The following is a 16,741-nucleotide window of genomic DNA, read 5'->3' as shown; positions in this document are numbered from 1 at the left end:
CTGAAAACGACGCGCGTCGGCACAGTCAGAAACAGTAATGCATTCATTGCTGCGGTTTCAAGATTGTCCTGACGCTTTTCATATAAAGAACTGTTTCAGAGTATCGGCTGGCGGGAAAAAATAATGAGGGGATTAAAACCAGGGATGATGCGGGCTGTTCAGGCCCGCAGCGGAAACTACTTTTTTGGATGCCACTTGTCGTCGTCACCTTTCACGTAGTCATGCTTCACTGCCGCCCAGGCGACCTTGTGTGCGACCTCTTCCCGTGATGCGTCGCCCCGCCGATCCTCTTTATCCTTGTACTGATCCCAGGCACTGTTAAATGCGTTCTGGTAAATGGTTTGTGCATGAGCCGGCAGCACATGACGCACGCTGTCCGGCAGTTCGCTGGTTGATGAATAAGGCATAGCTCCTCCGGTATCAGGTATCACTTAAAGTCTGGAACAGCTTAGCTAAAATGCAAATACTGTCTTTTGCCGCTCATCGCTGAAGTGGCCTACATAAGGCAAAAAAAAGCCTGTCATTGCAGCCGTTAAACAACATTTTCTGTGCTCTGTCTGCTTAACCGCAGTTTATATTTAGCTGAATTGAAATATAAATATGACAATAACTTCCTGTTTAAGCCACCAGGAGCAATAAAGTGCAAAAAGTAAAGTCGCGTAAAAAAACTGTTCAGCGAGTGATGAAAAGCTACACTGCGCCAGTGTAATTAATGCGTATAGTTAACAGGCAATGACGCCGGTTTTTAAATATTTTGCTAATGGGGATGGTGAATGCCTGGACATGAGAAAACACGACACAGCGAGTTTTCGCTGATTCTTCCCGTTGCTGCGCTGACGGTGCTGACCTTTTTTGGCGATCAGACAGCGCTTCTGCCGGTTATCGGTATCAACCTGCTGGCACTGGTGGCTATTCTGAGCAGCGCTTTCAGCGTTGTGCGCCATGCTGACGTGCTGGCTCACCGGCTGGGCGAACCTTACGGCTCGCTGATCCTCAGCCTCTCCGTGGTGATTCTGGAGGTCAGCCTGATCTCTGCGCTGATGGCAACGGGCGACGCCGCACCGGCACTGATGCGTGATACGCTCTATTCCATCATTATGATCGTCACATCCGGGCTGGTAGGCTGCGCGCTGCTGCTGGGAGGCAGAAAATTCGCTACTCAGTACGTCAATCTGGCTGGCGTCAAACAGTATATGATTGCCATCTTCCCGCTTGCCATTCTGGTACTGGTATTCCCGAACGCCCTGCCGGGCGGCAATTTCACCACCGCCCAGGCGCTGATTATCGCGGCTATCTCTGCGGCGATGTATGGCGTTTTCCTGCTGATTCAAACCAAAACGCACCAGAGCCTGTTTGTCTATGAGCATGAGGATGAGGGGGACGATCCGCATCACGGTAAGCCTTCAGCACACAGCTCGCTGTGGCATACAATCTGGCTGATCGTCCATCTGATTGCGGTTATCAGCGTGACTAAAATGAACGCTAACCCGCTTGAGCTGCTGCTCACAGAGCTTAACGCTCCGGAACAGTTTACCGGCTTCCTCGTCGCGCTGCTGATCCTTTCACCGGAAGGGCTGGGTGCCATCCGGGCGGTACTGACCAACCAGGTGCAGCGCGCCATGAACCTGTTTTTCGGCTCCGTGCTGGCGACAATTTCACTTACCGTGCCCGCGGTCAGTATCATCGCCACGCTGACGGGTCAGACGCTGATTTTTGGCCTGGAGCCACCGCATATGGTCATGCTCATCGCCGTTCTGATCCTGTGCCATATTTCGTTTTCAACCGGCCGAACGAATGTGCTTAACGGTGCGGCACATCTGGCGCTGTTCGCCGGTTATCTGCTGACAATAATGCTCTGACCGGATACACCGCGAAAACAAAAAAGGCACCCTTACGGGTGCCTTTTTATTTGCCAGAGGCTGTCAGCTGCTGGTGTCCAGCGCCGGGAAGCTCTTGACCAGATCGTCAATCGCTTTCATCTGCGCCAGGAACGGCTCCAGTTTATCCAGCGGCAGCGCGGAAGGACCGTCGCATTTTGCGCTGTTTGGCTCCGGATGCGCTTCGATGAAGAGGCCGGCAATACCCACGGCCATACCGGCACGCGCCAGCTCAGCAACCTGAGCACGGCGACCGCCCGATGCGGCACCAAAAGGATCGCGCGTCTGCAGCGCATGCGTCACGTCGAAAATGACCGGGCTGTTGTTGGTGACTTTCTTCATCACGTTAAAGCCCAGCATATCCACAACCAGGTTGTCATAACCGAAGTTGCTGCCGCGATCGCACAGGATAACTTTATCGTTACCGCCTTCCGCAAACTTATCCACGATATTACCCATCTGGCCCGGGCTGACAAACTGCGGTTTTTTAACGTTAATTACCGCGCCGGTTTTTGCCATCGCCTCTACCAGGTCCGTCTGGCGTGCCAGAAACGCTGGCAGCTGAATAACATCAACCACATCGGCAACCGGCTGCGCCTGCCAGGATTCATGGACGTCGGTGATGATTTTCACGCCGAACGTCTGCTTCAGCTCCTGAAAAATCTTCATCCCCTCGTCCAGACCCGGACCGCGATACGATTTAATCGAGGAGCGGTTTGCCTTGTCAAAAGAGGCTTTGAAAACGTAAGGGATACCCAGCTTGTCGGTAACCGTCACGTAGTGCTCACAGATGCGCATCGCCAGCTCGCGTGATTCCAGTACGTTCATGCCGCCAAACAGCACAAACGGCAGATCGTTTGCGACATCGATATCGCCAATTTTAACTACTTTCTCTGTCATGACCTTTCCTTATGCCGGCAACGCTTAGTGTAGCGTGACCTGTTTCTGTTCGATTGCGTGGATCTGTACTTTAATCATTTCACTCACCGGATCTTCCGGGCACTGCTCAACAAAATAGGTTAAGTCAGTGAGCGCAATATGCTCGCACTCCAGCTGGGCGTAGATGAGACCGCGATCGCGGATTTCATAGGGGTCGTCAGGATCGATCTCCAGCAGTACTTTACTGACATTCAGCGCCAGCTCCATCTGCTTCTCTTCCATCAGCGCCGCTTTCAGCGTGTCGAGCATTTTCCGCATTACGCTGAGCGTTTTGGCTTCATCCAGATCGTCGGTATAGAGTTTGGCCGTGGGGCTGATATTGCCCTTCAGCCAGACCTCAAGCGTATGGGTATCGAGCGTTTCACCGTTAAACGGATTGATCAGCCACATTTCGCCATCCAGCCAGTCTGCGCGCAGAATCAGCTGAGTCGGAAAAATCACCGGCATCAGCGGCAGCTCCAGCTGCTCGGCGATATGCAGCAGTATCACGCCGAGCGACACCGCCGTGCCCTGACGGCTTTTCAGCACTTTATCAATCCAGAGCGCATCTGAAAGGTTGTAGACACCGCTGGCGCCGCCAAAGCCCCATTCGCGATAGAACAGCTCCAGCAGCTTTTCCAGCCGCAGATCGGCATCTGTGGCGCTGCTGATATAGTCGCGCGCTTCTTCCACCAGCTTTGACAGCTGCTGCTGAACCGAAGGCGCGGAAAAATCGTCGCGGATGGCGCAGGTTGCACCGATAACCGCTTCACTTAACGGTGATTCATTAAAATCAAATTCTACTGATGAGGTCATACTATCCCCAAAATCGGCATTTTGGTCATCGCCAGCTTGCCTGCAAACAGCAGAGCAACCAGCGCAAGCAGGCAGGCGATCCAGCGCGTGCTCAGCTTCCGCGGACGACGACTCAGTGCCACAAAACCCAAGGCGACGTAGATAATAACCGCTAACAGCTTCTCCGTCAGCCAGCTTCCTTGTGGTGTGAAAGGATAAAAGTGAGTAATTATCACCAGCAGCGCGCCGCTCAGCAGTAAAAACGTGTCGCACAGGTGCGGCACAATCCGCACCCAGCGCTGCTGCAGCAAGCCTGAAGCGGTCGTCAGCCAGTAAAAGCGCAGCAGAAACAGGCTGACGCTGACTATCACGATAAAAATATGAAACTGCTTAATCTGCGGATACCAGCTGGCCATCCAGTGCCCCTTTATGCATATTGCCCAAGCGTCACGCGCGGATTGCCGCCGTAGTCGTTGAGAGTGGTAACCTGCTGATAGCCCTGCTCAAGCATCAGGGTGCGCACGTCGGCATCCTGCTGCCAGCCATGTTCCAGCAGCAGCCAGCCCTGCGGCTGCAGCCACGCCGGGGCGCTGTGAATGATAAAACGAATATCAGCCAGTCCAGCGTCATCGGCTACCAGCGCGCTGCGCGGCTCAAAACGCACGTCGCCCTGCAGCAGATGCGCATCGTCCATGTCGATATAAGGTGGGTTGCTGGCGATGAGGTGATAACGGGTCGCAGGCAGGCTGTCAAACCAGTGGCTGAGCTGAAAGCGGGCGTTGGTGAGACCCAGCCGTGCCGCATTCTCCTGCGCCAGCGCAACGGCAGCGGGAATGCGATCGCAGCCGGTGATCTGCGCGTCAGGTCGTTCACTGGCGAGCGCCAGCGCAATAGCACCGGTGCCGGTGCCCAGATCAAGCACGTGACAGGGTCCCGCAGGCAGACGCAGCAGCGCCTGTTCCACCAGCACTTCAGTATCCGGACGCGGGATCAGCGTGGCGTCACTGACGCGCAGCGGCAGCGACCAGAACTCCCGCTCGCCCGTCAGGTGAGCGATCGGTTCACCCCGCTGACGGCGCGCCAGCAGCTGCTCCAGCTGTGCCAGCTGCGCGTCACTCAGCGGGTGCTCATCAAAGGCCAGCAGCCAGCTGCGCGTTTTGCCGGTCACAAAGCTGAGCAGGATCTCGGCGTCCCGCTTCGGGCTTTCGCCTCCGCTCAGCGCCGTCATAGCCAGCTGACGCCAGCGGCGGATCTCCATCAATCCTGTCCGGCCAGCGCGGCGAGCTGATCGGCCTGATACTCCTGAACGATCGGCTCGATCAGCGTATCCAGCTTGCCTTCCATGGTTTCATCCAGCCGGTAAAGCGTGAGGTTAATGCGGTGATCGGTCACGCGTCCCTGCGGGAAATTATAGGTGCGGATACGGTCGGAGCGATCGCCGCTGCCAAGCAGGTTGCGCCGGGTTGATGCCTCAGCCGCATGGCGTTTTGCCATCTCAGCTGCGTGAATACGCGCACCCAGCACCGCCAGCGCTTTGGCTTTGTTTTTATGCTGTGAACGCTCATCCTGACACTCAACCACAATGCCGGTAGGCAGGTGGGTGATGCGGATAGCCGAGTCGGTGGTGTTGACGTGCTGCCCGCCCGCGCCTGAGGAGCGGAAGGTATCGATTTTCAGATCGGACGGATTAATGTCCGGCAGTTCCGCTTCCGGCAGCTCCGGCATAACGGCCACGGTACAGGCCGAGGTGTGGATACGCCCCTGCGATTCAGTTTCCGGCACGCGCTGAACGCGATGACCACCCGACTCAAACTTCATCCGCCCGTAAGCGCCCTCGCCCGTCACCCGCGCGATCACCTCTTTATAGCCGCCATGCTCGCCTTCATTGGCGCTCATGATCTCTACCTGCCAGCGCCGCCCTTCAGCGTAACGGCTGTACATCCGGAACAGATCGCCGGCAAAAATCGCCGCTTCGTCGCCGCCGGTTCCGGCACGCACTTCAATAAAGCAGGGGCGTTCGTCATCCGGATCTTTCGGCAGCAGCAGCACCTGCAGCTGCTGCTCAAGCACCTCGCGTTTGTCGCGCGCCACTCTGAGTTCGTCCTGCGCCATTTCGCGCATTTCCGGGTCCTCAAGCAGCATTTCAGCGGTATCCACATCATCCTGCACCTGCTGCCAGTCGCGGAAGCAGCGGGTCACATCGCTCAGCTGGGCATATTCGCGTGACAGCGCGCGGAAACGTTCCTGATTGCCAATCACGCCGGCATCGCCCAGTAACGCTTCCACTTCTTCATGGCGTTCCTGTAACGCTTCCAGCTTGGCAATAATCGAGCTTTTCATCTAATTGTAGGTATCCCGGTGATAGGTCGTGACAGCGGAGATTACTCTAAACCGAGGCTGTCGCGTAAGATCTGCAGGCGTTCGCCATCGCCATCGCGGGCGGCCTGCTGAAGTGATTTGGTTGGCGCATGGATCAGGCGGTTGGTGAGTTTATGTGCCAGCTCCTGCAGCACTTTTTCTGCGTCTGCTCCCTGCCGCAGCGCAGCCAGCGCGCGCTCATGCAGTTCAGCGCGCACCTGCTCGGCCTGCATGCGGTATTCACGGATCGATTCGCCGGCGCTTTGCGCGCGCAGCCACGCCATAAACTCTCCGCTCTCCTGCACGACAATGCTTTCCGCCTGCAGGGCTGCCGCTTTACGCTGCGCCATATTCTGCTCAATGATCGCCTGCAGATCGTCGACGCTGTAGAGGTAGGCGTTGGGCAGCTTGCCCACTTCAGGCTCAACGTCGCGCGGTACGGCGATATCCACCAGCAGCATCGGCTGATTACGTCGCGCTTTCAGCGCACGCTCCACCATGCCTTTACCAATAATTGGCAGCTGGCTGGCGGTAGAGGAGATAATGATATCAGCTTCAGAAAGACGGGTTTCAATCTCAGCGAGGTTGATCACCTCGGCACCCACCTCGTCAGCCAGCAGCTGAGCACGTTCGCGGGTGCGGTTCGCGATCATCAGTTTTTTTACGCTGTGCTCGCGCAAATGGCGTGCGACCAGCTCAATGGTTTCGCCCGCCCCGACCAGCAGCACATTAACGGTGCTGAGCGACTCAAATATCTGCCGCGCCAGCGAGCAGGCGGCAAACGCAACAGAGACCGCGCTGGCGCCGATTTCGGTTTCGGTCCGCACGCGCTTGGCCACTGAGAAGGTTTTCTGGAACATACGCTCCAGCTCGCTGGTCAGCGCCCGGTCGCGTGAGGAGTCAGCATGCGCCTTTTTCACCTGGCCGAGGATTTGCGGCTCACCCAGTACCAGCGAATCGAGGCCGCTGGCTACGCGCATCAGATGGCTGACCGCAGCGTTATCCTGGTGCCAGTAAAGGCTGTTGCGCACGTCCGCTTCCGGCAAATTATGATAATCACATAGCCAGCGTACCAGCTTCTCCTGCAAATCCGCCTGCTGCTCTACACTGAGGTAGAGTTCGGTGCGGTTACAGGTAGAGAGTACCACTCCGCTCTGTACCATTGGCTGCGACAGCAGGCTGTTCAGCGCCTGGTCAAGCGTGTCCGGCGTAAACGACACGCGTTCACGCAGAGCGACAGGAGCAGTTTTGTGATTGATTCCGAGTGCCAGGAGCGTCATGTGATTGCGGCTGGGAAGTCCCATTGATTGTCTGGTTTTGTGAAGCGCATTCTACAAGATGCGGCAGATCATGGAAAGCCATACAAAGGCTATGACAGTGATAAGATTAAACTGATCGTGCGCAATTTTCCGCTGGCCGGCATTGACGGTTCTCAGGCGGGCAGTTAGCGTTATCGGTTACGAATTAAAAACGTGTCTGAGGAGATGACCACGTGATGCCATTGCCCACGCGCAAACTGTTGCGCCTTTTACCCCTTGCCAGCGTTCTGCTGGCGGCCTGCAGCATCAACAAACCGCAGCAGGGCGCGGGGCCCGCTACCACCGCACCGCAGTGGCAACAGCACCAGCAGCAGGTAGCCGGTATCAGCCATTATCAGACGCGCGGCGCCTTTGCTTATCTGTCCGATAAACAGAAGGTCTACGCCCGCTTCAACTGGCAGCAGACCGCCCCTGACCGCTATCGTCTGCTGCTGACCAACCCGCTGGGCAGCACCGAACTGCAGCTGGATGCGCAGGGCTCCGTGGTGCAGATTGTTGACAACAAGGGCAAGCGCTACACCAGCAACGATGCTGAGAAAATGATTTCGCAGCTCACCGGCATGGATATTCCGCTGGCCAACCTGCGGCAGTGGATGATGGGTCTGCCGGGCGATGCCACCGATTATCAGCTCAATAATAGCTACCAGCTGAAAAGCCTGAGCTACAGCCGCAACGGCCAGCAGTGGCACGTCGCTATCGGCGACTACGACACGAAAGTCACGCCCTCTCTGCCCGCTAATCTGGAGCTGACCGAAGGTGACCAGCGTATCAAACTGCGTATGGATAGCTGGACCCTGCAATGATGACCACCTGGCCCGCTCCGGCAAAACTTAATCTGTTTCTCTACATTACCGGCCAGCGCGCTGACGGCTACCACAATCTGCAAACGCTGTTTCAGTTTCTTGATGCCGGCGATACGCTGGAGATGACGCCGGACCGCAGCGGGCGCATCAGCCTGCTGACGCCGCTGGCCGGCGTGGCGGACGCTGACAATCTGATTGTACGCGCGGCGCTGGCGCTGAAGCAGGCGGCGGTGGCAAAAGGCACGCTTGACGATCGCGCGGGCGCGCAGATTGCGCTGGAAAAAAAACTGCCGATGGGCGGCGGGCTGGGTGGTGGCTCCTCGGATGCCGCCACGGTGCTGGTGGCGCTGAACCACCTGTGGCAGTGCAGGCTGAGCACAGATGAACTGTCTGCGCTGGGCGTCACGCTGGGCGCCGATGTCCCGGTGTTTGTGCGCGGCCACGCTGCGTTTGCCGAAGGCGTCGGTGAGCAGCTGCAGCCCGCCTCGCCGCCAGAAAAGTGGTATCTGGTGGCGCATCCGGGCGTAAGTATCGCCACGCCCGATATCTTCCGCGATCCCGATCTGACGCGCAATTCACCGATACGCACATTAGATGAACTGTTGAGCCTGCCTTTTCACAATGATTGTGAAGCTGTGGCAAGAAAACGTTTTCGTGAGGTTGATGCGCTGCTTTCCTGGCTGCTAGAATACGCGCCGTCGCGCCTGACCGGGACCGGCGCTTGCGTGTTTGCTGAATTTGACACCGAGTCCGACGCTCGTCAGGTGCTGGAGCTTGCCCCGAAATGGATTCGCGGATTTGTGGCGCGCGGGCTTAACCTCTCGCCGTTGCAGCAAACCCTTTCCGGGCTTTAAGCGTTTACGTGACCGTATTACCCGTTCCAGATATGGCACGTTGCGCATTAACACACCGTATGAACAGGCTCAAACATATTCGCCGGTTATGTTTGAGCGGTTCATTCTCTGGACGTCCAAGCCTGAGGTTCTTCTCGTGCCTGATATGAAGCTATTTGCTGGTAACGCCACCCCGGAACTAGCACAACGTATTGCCAACCGCCTTTACACCAGCCTCGGAGACGCCGCTGTCGGTCGTTTCAGCGACGGCGAAGTAAGTGTACAGATTAACGAAAATGTACGCGGTGGCGATATTTTCATCATCCAGTCCACCTGTGCCCCCACCAACGATAATCTGATGGAGCTGGTTGTGATGGTCGACGCGCTGCGTCGGGCTTCTGCTGGTCGAATTACCGCTGTTATCCCCTATTTCGGTTATGCCCGTCAGGATCGCCGCGTGCGCTCAGCGCGTGTACCGATCACCGCTAAAGTGGTGGCTGACTTCCTCTCCAGCGTCGGCGTGGATCGCGTGCTGACCGTTGATCTGCATGCCGAACAGATTCAGGGCTTCTTTGATGTGCCGGTAGACAACGTCTTCGGCAGCCCGATTCTGCTGGAAGATATGCTGCAGCTTGGCCTGGAAAACCCTATCGTGGTTTCCCCGGATATTGGTGGTGTGGTGCGCGCCCGCGCAATTGCCAAACTGCTTAATGACACGGATATGGCTATCATCGACAAACGTCGCCCGCGCGCGAATGTTTCTCAGGTTATGCATATTATTGGTGATGTCGCAGGCCGTGACTGCGTGCTGGTCGACGATATGATCGACACCGGCGGTACGCTGTGCAAAGCGGCTGAAGCACTGAAAGAGCGTGGTGCCAAGCGCGTATTCGCGTATGCCACCCACCCTATCTTCTCAGGCAACGCGGTTGAAAATCTGCGCAAGTCCGTCATTGATGAAGTAATTGTTTGCGATACCATCCCGCTCTCGGAAGAGATGAAAGCGCTGCCAAACGTGCGCACGCTGACGCTTTCCGGCATGCTGGCTGAAGCTATTCGTCGTATCAGTAACGAAGAATCTATCTCTGCTATGTTTGAACATTAATTGTTCACGCTTAACCGGGCCTCGCGCCCGGTTTTTTATGCTTATCCGCTTCCTCCTGCCTTGCTGAAGCTGCTTTTTCCCGCGCGCTTCGCCCTATAAATTTTCAGTCTGTGCACTATTTCCCCTGCCTTCTGCTCTTTTTCACTTTCGCGCTGTCCGGCACTTCAGCAGCCCCGGAAATAGTGCTATTTTCAGCGCCACTTTTTTCCGGGAACGCCCACTGCCATGATGCTCGATATTTATACGCTGTTTGTTTGCGAGCTTTATGTGCTGGGGTTTCTGAGCATCATTATGATATTTGCCTGGGTCGGCGCTCAGTACGATCGCGTGCTGGGCTTTACCACGCTGACCCTGATCCTGACGCTGTGCGCGGTGTTTCTCAGCAGCCTGCGCAGTGCCGGCCTGCAGTTTCTTCCGGTTGCGCTGGGCAATGTCATAGTTATGCTGGCTTATGGTACGCTGCTGTGCGCATTTCGTACTTTCTGTAAACGACCCGCTGGCCTGCTGTGGCCCGGTGGCGCGCTGCTCTGGGCGCTGCTTTGCCTGCTGCCCGATTTCTATCACAGTCAGCCACTGCGGGTGCTGGTGCTCTGCCTGCTCTGCATACTCTACACCGCAGCGTTTATCACTCTGCTGTGGCGCGCGCGCAGCATGCTGAAAGTGACGTTCTGGCCTGCGCAGACGCTGCTGTGGATCCATCTCGGCTTTCATCTTGCGCGGATTTTTCTCGATGACGCCGTGGCCAGCCGCCTGCCGGGCGCCATTGGCGGCTCGGGTTTCTCGATTTACGTGATCCTTGAGTCGATTCTGTTTGTGATTGGCCTGACCTTTACCCTGCTGGCCATGGTTAATGAACGGTCGCAGGTGGCGCACAGGCTGGCGTCACTGCGCGATCCGCTGACCGGCACATGGAACCGGCGCGCGCTGTTTGAGCAGGCGGATAATGTGCTGCGGCGGCGGGTCAGAATCTCCTCTGCCGCCGGGTTTAGCGCGGTGCTGTTCGATCTTGACCATTTTAAGAGTATTAACGACCGCTACGGCCACCTGCAGGGTGACCGGGTGTTAATCGACTTTTGTCAGATAGCTGAGGCGCAAATGCCGGCAGAGAGCTATTTCGCCCGACTTGGCGGCGAGGAGTTTGCCGCGCTGGTGACAGGCGACAGTGCACAGGTGCAGCGCGTGTGCGAAGCTATTCGCGTGGCAACGCAGCGGTCGCAGCCGGCCGGCATTGGTTATACCGTCAGCATTGGCTATGCGCCGGCCGATCCGACCGTCAGTCAGTTTCCGGCGCTGCTGGCGCTGGCTGATGAAGCGCTCTATCGCGCGAAAGCCCACGGCCGCAACCGGACAGAGTGCTACATTGCCCGGCCACAGCCGGTTACTGAAGTGGCGATTTAATGTGGCGTATGGTTACGGCGACAGCGGACGTCACCATGGTGACGATGCCAGTAGTAACGATCTTCAATCTTCTCGCGGCCACTGACGCGGGCGCCCGCCAGCCACAACAGCGCCCCGATAAAGATGCCAAACATGGCTCCACTGGCCAGCAGAGGCGGCATATTCACTGACGGCAGCTGATTGATCACGGATGAGGCAACGCCTGCAACCATGGTCAGCAGTCCCAGACACATCAGGCTATTGCCTATAACGCGGCATTGATGACGTTTCATGAATCACCTCCATCCTTATGAGCAAAGTAAAAAACCGCACATAACGTTAACCTGTCATAAGTTTAGGCAATGATAGCGGGACATTTTGCGCCCAGGATCACACAACACAATGTGCAAATGACAAAAATTTACCTGCAGCATCTTGTTTTATATAGAAATTGACTAATCACACTCTGACACTACTTTTGCCTGACAATCTTTGTCATCCCTCTCAGCAGACAGTAAACTAGCCACCTTTCTGCAGGAGAACAGGATAAATATTGTGAGCAGCATTAAACTGATTGTGGGACTGGCAAATCCCGGTGCCGAATATGCGGCGACGCGTCATAACGCCGGCGCGTGGTATCTGGATCTGCTGGCCAGCCGCCATAATCAGGCGCTAAAAGAGGAGCCTAAATTCTTTGGCTATACGGCGCGCCTGGCTCTGGCCGGGAATGATGTGCGGCTGCTGGTGCCGACCACCTATATGAATCTCAGTGGTAAAGCGGTGGCGGCAATGGCCACGTTTTACCGCATTACGCCTGAAGAGATTCTGGTGGCGCATGATGAGATGGATCTGCCGCCGGGCGTTGCCAAATTTAAACAGGGCGGCGGGCACGGCGGGCATAACGGCCTGAAAGACATTATCAGCAAGCTGGGTAACAACAATAATTTTCACCGTTTACGCGTAGGTATCGGTCATCCTGGCGATCGCAACAAGGTGACCGGATTTGTGCTGGGGAAACCGCCGGCCAGCGAGCAGAAGCTGATTGATGACGCGGTTGATGAAGCGGTGCGCTGCACGGAGCTGTGGCTGAAAGAGGATAAGATTAAAGCGATGAATCGTCTGCACGCTTTCAAAGCGGGCTAAGGCAATTCCCGCGCCGCGCCGGGCAATTCTGTGTATAATGCGCGAAATTTTTTGAATCAGGCGTACCGCCCGGCGGTGTGCCACCCTCAGTGAGAAAGGTAATCAGATCATGGGATTTAAATGCGGTATCGTGGGCCTGCCAAACGTTGGTAAATCTACCCTGTTTAACGCGCTGACTAAAGCGGGTATCGAAGCAGCGAACTTTCCGTTCTGCACCATCGAGCCAAACACTGGCGTAGTACCGATGCCCGATCTGCGCCTCGATCAGCTGAGCGAGATTGTTAAACCCCAGCGCGTGGTGCCTACCACCATGGAGTTCGTGGATATTGCCGGACTGGTAAAAGGCGCATCGAAAGGCGAAGGCCTCGGCAACCAGTTCCTGACCAACATCCGTGAAACTGAAGCGATTGGTCACGTAGTGCGCTGCTTTGAGAATGAGAACATTATTCACGTCTCAGGCAAAGTTAACCCGGCGGAGGATATTGATATCATCAATACTGAGCTGGCGCTTTCTGACCTTGATACCTGTGAGCGCGCCATCCAGCGCTGCCAGAAAAAAGCCAAAGGCGGTGATAAAGACGCGAAAGTGGAGCTGGCTGCGCTGGAGAAGTGCCTGCCACACCTGGAAAACGCCGGTATGCTGCGTGCCCTGAAGCTGGACGCTGATGAAAAAGCCGCTATTCGCTACCTGAGCTTCCTGACGCTGAAGCCCACCATGTACATCGCCAACGTCAATGAAGATGGCTTTGAGAACAACCCGTACCTTGACCAGGTACGCGCTATTGCTGAAGCAGAAGGCTCGGTAGTGGTGCCGGTGTGTGCTGCCGTTGAATCTGACATCGCTGAGCTGGATGATGAAGAGCGCGATGAGTTTATGGCTGAGCTGGGTCTGGAAGAGCCAGGTCTGAACCGCGTGATCCGCGCCGGTTACGCGCTGCTGAACCTGCAGACTTACTTCACCGCTGGCGTTAAAGAAGTGCGCGCCTGGACCATCCCGGTAGGCGCCACTGCCCCACAGGCCGCCGGTAAAATTCACACCGATTTTGAAAAAGGTTTTATCCGTGCGCAAACCATCGCCTTTGATGACTTCATCACCTATAAAGGTGAGCAGGGTGCCAAAGAAGCGGGCAAAATGCGTTCCGAAGGCAAAGAGTACATCGTTAAAGATGGCGATGTGATGAACTTCCTGTTCAACGTCTGATGACCCCGGCTGGTTCGCGGGATCACCGTTAATCTCGCGAAGCTAAGCAACTGCTTTCAAATCCACGCTCCGGCGTGGATTTTTTTATGGCGGCTTATGCCATTACCGTCAGGCAGTCACCGGCGATAGCCAACCATTGATAATGTAATTCATTATCATTATTATCGCGGGCATAAACTTTACGGATCAGCGTTTTTAAACGAGAAAGGGTTAGATGAAAAACGTCATTTGTGCATTTGCTTTACTGTTTACTGCCGCCAGTCAAGTCGCTGCTGCCCCCTACCCGCTGACCATCGAAAACTGTGGCTATAAAGAGACGTTTACCAAGGCGCCGGAGCGCGTGGTTGCGCTGGGACAGAACACCACGGAGATCCTGCTGCTGCTCGGGCTGCAGGATAAGATTGTTGCCAGCGCTTTCTGGCCGACAAAAGTGCTGCCGCAGCTGGCGAAGCAGAACGCCGGAATCAAAACGCTGACCGTGGAGATCCCGACGCTGGAATCGATTCTGGCGCAGAACCCGGACTTTGTACCGGCGCAGGCGCCGCTGCTGCTCGGTCCGGAAAGCAAGGTCGCAAAGCGTGAAGATTTTGCCACGCTGGGGCTGAACAGCTATATGTCGCCCGGCATGTGCGCCACCAAAAAAGGCGCGGGTGATATGTACGGCAGTCGTCAGAAATTGTGGGACATGACTTATCTGTATCAAGAGATTGACGATTTCTCACGTATCTTCAATGTGGAAGATCGCGGTCAGGCGCTGATTGCGGATTTCAGACAGCGTGAAGCCGCACTGCGTGAAACCTTCAGTAAAAACAAGCGTAACCTCTCTTTTGTCTTCTGGTTCTCCAGCTCCTCCCCTGCGGCAGACGCCTATGTGGGCGGCAAAAACAGCGCTTCCGGTTTCATTGCCAGCGTGCTGGGCGGGCATAACGCCATTACTACCGAGACCGAGTGGCCTACCGTGGGCTGGGAGAGCATTATTGCTGCCAACCCGGATGTGATTGTTGTCTCCAGCCTCGATCGTAACCGCTGGACGCTGGACAGCGCCGAAGAGAAGATTAAATTCCTTAAGAGCGACCCGGCGGTAAGCCAGCTGGATGCGGTGAAAAAAGGGCATATCGTGGTCATGGATGGCCAGGCGATGAACCCGACTATCCGCACCATCTACGGCGCGGAGCAGGTGGCAGAGCAGCTGCGTAAGCTGGGGCTGAATTAATGCCCTCCGCTGTTACCGCCGTGCGGCAGACGCTGATGCTCAGCGTGACCACAGCAGCGGCGCTGCTGCTTCTGACCCTGGTCATTGCCCTGGGGATCAGCGTGGGCGAACTCCCGGTGCCGCTCAGAAGCGTGTTTTACGCGTTCAGCAATCGTCTGGGCCTGACGGCAGAGCCGCTCAATCGAATTTATGAGAGCGTGATCTGGGACTTCCGGCTTAGCCGGGCGCTGGTTGCCGCCTGCTGCGGCGCGGGTCTCGCCATCTGCGGCGCGGTGCTGCAGAGCCTGCTGAAAAACGCGCTGGCGGAGCCTTACGTGCTGGGCGTATCGGCGGGCGCCTCTACCGGCGCGGTGGCCATTGTTATTCTGGGTCTCGGCACCGGCGCTGTTTCGCTCTCGGCGGGGGCGTTTGCCGGCGCCTTTGCCGCGTTTGCGTTTGTCGCTTTTCTCACTAAGGGCGCGCGCAGCGGCAATGAACGCACCATCCTCGCCGGCGTCGCGGCCTCTCAGCTGTTTAATGCCGTGACCGCCTACACCATCAGCACGTCAGCCAGCGCCCAGCAGGCGCGTGACGTGATGTTCTGGTTACTGGGCAGTTTTAGCGGCGTGCGCTGGCCGGAATTTCAGCTGGTGCTGATTGTGGTGCTGCTGGGGCTGGCGATCTGTCTCTGGTACGCGCGCGCGCTGGATGCGTTTACCTTTGGTGATGATGCCGCCGCGTCGCTGGGTATCGCCGTACCGCGGGTGCGCCTGATCCTGTTTACCACTACCGCACTGATCACCGCCACCATTGTCAGCATGGCCGGCTCGATCGGCTTTGTCGGCCTGGTTGTGCCGCACGTGATGCGCTTTTTCTTCGGCCCGCTGCATCGCACCCTGCTGCTCGCGTGCGCGCTGGCGGGAGCGATTCTGATGGTGCTGGCGGATATCGCCTCGCGCCTGCTGATTGCGCCGCAAAGCCTGCCGGTAGGCGTGGTTACTGCGCTGGTCGGCGTTCCTTTCTTCGCCATCATCATTTACCGCTCAGGAAATAAACCATGAGTATTTGCGCTGAAAATATTACGTGGAAAGTGGGCAGGAAAGTCATTGTTAATGATGTCTCGCTGAACGTAGCGCGCGGAGAGACCGTGGGCCTGCTGGGGCCAAACGGCTCCGGTAAATCGTCGCTGCTGCGCGTGCTGGCGGGCCTGCGGCGTCCGCATGCAGGACAGGTCACGCTGGATGGCAACGATATCCGCTTTATCGCCAAAAAAGCGCTGGCGCGCCGGGTGGCCTTTGTTGAGCAGCACGGGATGACGGAGGCCAATATGCGCGTGCGCGACGTGGTGAAACTGGGGCGTATTCCGCATCACTCCCCTTTCTCCAGCTGGAGTGCGCAGGATGACGCCGCGGTGCTGGCGGCGCTGCAGCGCGTGGATATGGTAGAGAAAAGTGAACAGGGCTGGCAGAGCCTCTCCGGGGGTGAGCGGCAGCGGGTGCATATTGCGCGGGCGCTGGCGCAGATGCCGAGCGAAATTCTGCTGGACGAGCCGACCAACCACCTCGATATTCATCACCAGATGCAGTTAATGAAACTGATCAGCGAACTGCCGGTGACCAGCATCGTCGCAATACACGATCTCAATCACGCCTCGATGTTTTGCGATACGCTGATTGTGATGCAGCAGGGAGAGATTGTTGCCACCGGCACGCCGCAGGCGATTCTGAATGAGGATCTGCTGTGGGATGTTTTCCGCGTGCGGGCAAAAATTGAAAACTCCCCTTACCACAGCGGTAAACACATTCACTATATCGCCTGAC

18 protein-coding genes are annotated in these 16,741 nt (G+C 56.7%); 10 read left to right on the top strand and 8 right to left on the bottom strand.

Annotated features, from left to right (window positions below; genetic code table 11):
* Window positions 1-176: 176 nt before the first annotated feature.
* Complete coding sequence (gene chaB / locus DBY66_RS00195) at window positions 177-407, bottom strand: putative cation transport regulator ChaB (protein ID WP_039384929.1); 231 nt, start codon at window positions 405-407, stop codon at window positions 177-179.
* Between the two features lie 366 nt (window positions 408-773).
* Between chaB and chaA the strand changes: the two genes are divergently transcribed.
* Window positions 774-1,859, top strand: a complete 1,086-nt coding sequence (gene chaA, locus DBY66_RS00190; RefSeq protein ID WP_039384935.1) for a sodium-potassium/proton antiporter ChaA — start codon at window positions 774-776, stop codon at window positions 1,857-1,859.
* Window positions 1,860-1,922: 63 nt separating this feature from the next.
* Here chaA and kdsA read toward each other — a convergent pair whose 3' ends face one another.
* The 6 genes from kdsA to hemA are packed head-to-tail and all read right to left on the bottom strand — an operon-like array spanning window position 1,923 to window position 7,228.
* Window positions 1,923-2,777, bottom strand: coding sequence for a 3-deoxy-8-phosphooctulonate synthase (gene kdsA / locus DBY66_RS00185; protein ID WP_039384940.1), 855 nt, complete (start codon window positions 2,775-2,777; stop codon window positions 1,923-1,925).
* A 24-nt stretch (window positions 2,778-2,801) separates the two neighbouring features.
* Window positions 2,802-3,611 (bottom strand): invasion regulator SirB1, encoded by an 810-nt coding sequence (gene sirB1 / locus DBY66_RS00180; protein WP_039384942.1) that lies wholly within the window; start codon window positions 3,609-3,611, stop codon window positions 2,802-2,804.
* Window positions 3,608-4,006, bottom strand: coding sequence for a SirB2 family protein (locus DBY66_RS00175; protein WP_039384943.1), 399 nt, complete (start codon window positions 4,004-4,006; stop codon window positions 3,608-3,610). Before DBY66_RS00175 ends, sirB1 begins: the two co-directional genes overlap by 4 nt.
* A gap of 11 nt (window positions 4,007-4,017) precedes the next feature.
* Window positions 4,018-4,848, bottom strand: coding sequence for a peptide chain release factor N(5)-glutamine methyltransferase (gene prmC / locus DBY66_RS00170; protein ID WP_108569400.1), 831 nt, complete (start codon window positions 4,846-4,848; stop codon window positions 4,018-4,020).
* A complete protein-coding gene (prfA, locus tag DBY66_RS00165) occupies window positions 4,848-5,930 on the bottom strand; it encodes a peptide chain release factor 1 (RefSeq protein WP_071668904.1) in 1,083 nt (360 codons plus the stop codon). The genes prmC and prfA overlap by 1 nt, the downstream gene beginning before the upstream one ends.
* Window positions 5,931-5,971: 41 nt before the next feature.
* Window positions 5,972-7,228 (bottom strand): glutamyl-tRNA reductase, encoded by a 1,257-nt coding sequence (gene hemA / locus DBY66_RS00160; RefSeq protein ID WP_108569401.1) that lies wholly within the window; start codon window positions 7,226-7,228, stop codon window positions 5,972-5,974.
* Between the two features lie 215 nt (window positions 7,229-7,443).
* Here hemA and lolB point away from each other — a divergent pair, with 215 nt between their 5' ends.
* The 4 genes from lolB to DBY66_RS00140 all read left to right on the top strand — a co-directional run bounded on the left by lolB (window position 7,444) and on the right by DBY66_RS00140 (window position 11,406).
* Entirely contained in the window at window positions 7,444-8,070 is a 627-nt protein-coding gene (gene lolB, locus DBY66_RS00155) for a lipoprotein insertase outer membrane protein LolB (RefSeq protein ID WP_039384950.1), read from the top strand.
* Window positions 8,067-8,924 carry a 4-(cytidine 5'-diphospho)-2-C-methyl-D-erythritol kinase gene (gene ispE, locus DBY66_RS00150; RefSeq protein WP_108569402.1) on the top strand — a complete coding sequence of 286 codons (858 nt, stop codon included), beginning with the start codon at window positions 8,067-8,069 and terminating at the stop codon, window positions 8,922-8,924. Before lolB ends, ispE begins: the two co-directional genes overlap by 4 nt.
* 136 nt (window positions 8,925-9,060) lie before the next feature.
* Window positions 9,061-10,008 carry a ribose-phosphate diphosphokinase gene (gene prs, locus DBY66_RS00145; RefSeq protein ID WP_104085358.1) on the top strand — a complete coding sequence of 316 codons (948 nt, stop codon included), beginning with the start codon at window positions 9,061-9,063 and terminating at the stop codon, window positions 10,006-10,008.
* A 225-nt stretch (window positions 10,009-10,233) separates the two neighbouring features.
* Window positions 10,234-11,406, top strand: a complete 1,173-nt coding sequence (locus DBY66_RS00140) for a GGDEF domain-containing protein (RefSeq protein ID WP_108569403.1) — start codon at window positions 10,234-10,236, stop codon at window positions 11,404-11,406.
* On the opposite strand, the gene ychH is transcribed toward DBY66_RS00140, so the two are convergent.
* Window positions 11,403-11,678: a stress-induced protein YchH gene (gene ychH / locus DBY66_RS00135; RefSeq protein WP_071668907.1), complete on the bottom strand. Its 276-nt coding sequence runs from the start codon at window positions 11,676-11,678 to the stop codon at window positions 11,403-11,405. The genes DBY66_RS00140 and ychH overlap by 4 nt on opposite strands.
* A 262-nt stretch (window positions 11,679-11,940) precedes the next feature.
* Between ychH and pth the strand changes: the two genes are divergently transcribed.
* From pth to DBY66_RS00110, 5 genes are all read left to right on the top strand, one after another.
* Window positions 11,941-12,528 (top strand): aminoacyl-tRNA hydrolase, encoded by a 588-nt coding sequence (gene pth / locus DBY66_RS00130; protein ID WP_039384967.1) that lies wholly within the window; start codon window positions 11,941-11,943, stop codon window positions 12,526-12,528.
* A gap of 109 nt (window positions 12,529-12,637) precedes the next feature.
* Window positions 12,638-13,729, top strand: a complete 1,092-nt coding sequence (gene ychF, locus DBY66_RS00125) for a redox-regulated ATPase YchF (RefSeq protein ID WP_108569404.1) — start codon at window positions 12,638-12,640, stop codon at window positions 13,727-13,729.
* Between the two features lie 214 nt (window positions 13,730-13,943).
* Window positions 13,944-14,942, top strand: a complete 999-nt coding sequence (locus DBY66_RS00120) for an ABC transporter substrate-binding protein (protein WP_039384973.1) — start codon at window positions 13,944-13,946, stop codon at window positions 14,940-14,942.
* Window positions 14,942-15,982, top strand: coding sequence for an iron chelate uptake ABC transporter family permease subunit (locus DBY66_RS00115; protein WP_071668908.1), 1,041 nt, complete (start codon window positions 14,942-14,944; stop codon window positions 15,980-15,982). The genes DBY66_RS00120 and DBY66_RS00115 overlap by 1 nt, the downstream gene beginning before the upstream one ends.
* Entirely contained in the window at window positions 15,979-16,740 is a 762-nt protein-coding gene (locus DBY66_RS00110; protein ID WP_039384982.1) for an ABC transporter ATP-binding protein, read from the top strand. Before DBY66_RS00115 ends, DBY66_RS00110 begins: the two co-directional genes overlap by 4 nt.
* Window position 16,741: the final 1 nt, after the last annotated feature.

This window comes from Pantoea sp. RIT413 (assembly GCF_003057675.2).
Taxonomy (GTDB): Bacteria; Pseudomonadota; Gammaproteobacteria; order Enterobacterales; family Enterobacteriaceae; genus Pantoea; species Pantoea eucrina.
Note: the sequence above shows the minus strand (reverse complement) of the source record. Positions and strands in the feature narration are given on the sequence as shown.

What these genes read in the sequence shown, in the direction of transcription:
- DBY66_RS00120 (WP_039384973.1), top strand. Translation starts at nt 13,944, where the DNA reads ATGAAAAACGTCATTTGTGCATTTGCTTTACTGTTTACTGCCGCCAGT.
- prfA (WP_071668904.1), bottom strand. Translation starts at nt 5,930, where the DNA reads ATGAAAAGCTCGATTATTGCCAAGCTGGAAGCGTTACAGGAACGCCAT.
- ispE (WP_108569402.1), top strand. Translation starts at nt 8,067, where the DNA reads ATGATGACCACCTGGCCCGCTCCGGCAAAACTTAATCTGTTTCTCTAC.
- DBY66_RS00140 (WP_108569403.1), top strand. Translation starts at nt 10,234, where the DNA reads ATGATGCTCGATATTTATACGCTGTTTGTTTGCGAGCTTTATGTGCTG.
- chaB (WP_039384929.1), bottom strand. Translation starts at nt 407, where the DNA reads ATGCCTTATTCATCAACCAGCGAACTGCCGGACAGCGTGCGTCATGTG.
- DBY66_RS00110 (WP_039384982.1), top strand. Translation starts at nt 15,979, where the DNA reads ATGAGTATTTGCGCTGAAAATATTACGTGGAAAGTGGGCAGGAAAGTC.
- kdsA (WP_039384940.1), bottom strand. Translation starts at nt 2,777, where the DNA reads ATGACAGAGAAAGTAGTTAAAATTGGCGATATCGATGTCGCAAACGAT.
- prmC (WP_108569400.1), bottom strand. Translation starts at nt 4,848, where the DNA reads ATGGAGATCCGCCGCTGGCGTCAGCTGGCTATGACGGCGCTGAGCGGA.
- lolB (WP_039384950.1), top strand. Translation starts at nt 7,444, where the DNA reads ATGCCATTGCCCACGCGCAAACTGTTGCGCCTTTTACCCCTTGCCAGC.
- DBY66_RS00175 (WP_039384943.1), bottom strand. Translation starts at nt 4,006, where the DNA reads ATGGCCAGCTGGTATCCGCAGATTAAGCAGTTTCATATTTTTATCGTG.
- ychF (WP_108569404.1), top strand. Translation starts at nt 12,638, where the DNA reads ATGGGATTTAAATGCGGTATCGTGGGCCTGCCAAACGTTGGTAAATCT.
- chaA (WP_039384935.1), top strand. Translation starts at nt 774, where the DNA reads ATGCCTGGACATGAGAAAACACGACACAGCGAGTTTTCGCTGATTCTT.
- ychH (WP_071668907.1), bottom strand. Translation starts at nt 11,678, where the DNA reads ATGAAACGTCATCAATGCCGCGTTATAGGCAATAGCCTGATGTGTCTG.
- sirB1 (WP_039384942.1), bottom strand. Translation starts at nt 3,611, where the DNA reads ATGACCTCATCAGTAGAATTTGATTTTAATGAATCACCGTTAAGTGAA.
- DBY66_RS00115 (WP_071668908.1), top strand. Translation starts at nt 14,942, where the DNA reads ATGCCCTCCGCTGTTACCGCCGTGCGGCAGACGCTGATGCTCAGCGTG.
- hemA (WP_108569401.1), bottom strand. Translation starts at nt 7,228, where the DNA reads ATGACGCTCCTGGCACTCGGAATCAATCACAAAACTGCTCCTGTCGCT.